This is a genomic window from Asticcacaulis sp. P2_C5 (genome assembly GCF_056404555.1).
Genome location: NZ_JBFUDU010000034.1, coordinates 1 through 1,475, shown reverse-complemented (window position 1 = coordinate 1,475; position 1,475 = coordinate 1). Strand labels below are relative to the sequence as shown.

Annotated in this window: 1 protein-coding gene; it reads left to right on the top strand. The window is 55.7% G+C overall.

The window, feature by feature from the left end; translation table 11 throughout:
* The first annotated feature begins 181 nt into the window (after positions 1–181).
* Complete coding sequence (locus AC1DXO_RS26075) at positions 182–1,465, top strand: IS4 family transposase (protein ID WP_476981136.1); 1,284 nt, start codon at positions 182–184, stop codon at positions 1,463–1,465.
* Positions 1,466–1,475: the final 10 nt, after the last annotated feature.

Below are 1,475 nucleotides of genomic sequence, written 5' to 3'. Positions count from 1 at the left end.
CTAGGGTATGCACACATCTCGATTTGTCTATGACTCACAAGTGATTAGCGTGCTTTGGGTTTGATATGATTGACTTGCGCCAATTCCGATTAGGAGATGTCGCGATGTTTTCATGTGACTATGATCTCGGGACGTTCGGTGACGAGCGCCTCGAAAAAAGGGGGGCCAACTTCTTGAGCGGATGGTGGTCCGTCAGAGCGTGTGCCTTCGTCGATTGGCTGGGGGAAAGCGGAGCGGCATTATCGGCTTCAGCCGCTTTTTGGCGAATAAGCGGGTGACTGTTGACGCGTTGATCACAGGCTGGGGAGATCGAGTGTCCGTCGCGTGCGAGGGGCGGCACGTGCTGGCGATCCAGGACACAAGCGATCTGAATTTTGCGACGACCAAGGAAACCCGTCGTGGTTTAGGTAAGATCGGGAAAGGCGGCGGATACGGCCTGTTGCTGCATGCGATGCTGGGCGTAGACGCCGAGACCGGAGGTCTGCTGGGTTTGGTTGCAGGTCGCATCTGGACACGATCTAAGGGGCGGGTCACGGTAGCCCACAGGAAACGAAAGTTACCTGAGAAGGAATCCGAACGCTGGGTAACCACAGCCGAAGCAGCCAAAACAGTGCTGGCGCAAGCGACTATGGTAACCGAAATTAGTGATCGTGAGAGCGACATTTACGCCAAGTGGGTGCGTGTTCCCGATGCCACCTTCCATATCCTGACACGGGCCATGCATGATCGGTCTATCCTGGAAGGTGGCGGTAAGTTATCGAGCGCTCCCGTAATATCTGGTGGTGAAGCGGATATTGAGTTGCGCACCCGCCCCGAGCGTCCTGCTCGAGTGGCTCACCTCAAAATGGGCTTCTGCCAGGTCACGCTTAAGGGGCCTGAAATCACGCCTGAAGAAGACCTGCCCGAGACAGTGACGGTGAGCTTGGTGGAGGTCGCTGAAATCGGGGCGCCCGCTGGTGCTGAGCCGGTTCTTTGGCGATTGCTGACCACGCATCCGGTCACAGATGCGGCCATGGCCTGGCGTATTGTTGGCTGGTATCGCATGCGTTGGATCATTGAACAGTTCTTCCGCACCCTTAAGCAGCAAGGCTTGCAAATTGAAGACAGTCAGGTTGAAACGGCCGATCGTCTTCTCAAACTGACGGCCATTGCAGCCCAGGCCGCCGCCTTGATCATGCAACTTGTTCAGGCACGTGACGGCCAATCCCAACAACGTGCCGAAATCGCCTTCACGCCTTCCGAGATCGAGACACTCAAAGCCCTTCAGCCAAAACTGGAAGGCAAAACAAAACTGCAGAAAAATCCCCACCCCGTAAAATCCATGGCCTGGGCAGCTTGGACGATCGCAAAGCTAGGTGGATGGGATGGATATCCAAAATCAAAACCGCCCGGCCCGATTACCTTCAGGCACGGACTGCAATTCTTCAAATCCATCGCATTGGGCCGAGAACTCCGAGATGTGTGAATCGCCTAGC

Excerpts from the sequence above, each read along its gene's own strand:
- AC1DXO_RS26075 (WP_476981136.1), top strand. The coding sequence starts at position 182 with ATGGTGGTCCGTCAGAGCGTGTGCCTTCGTCGATTGGCTGGGGGAAAG.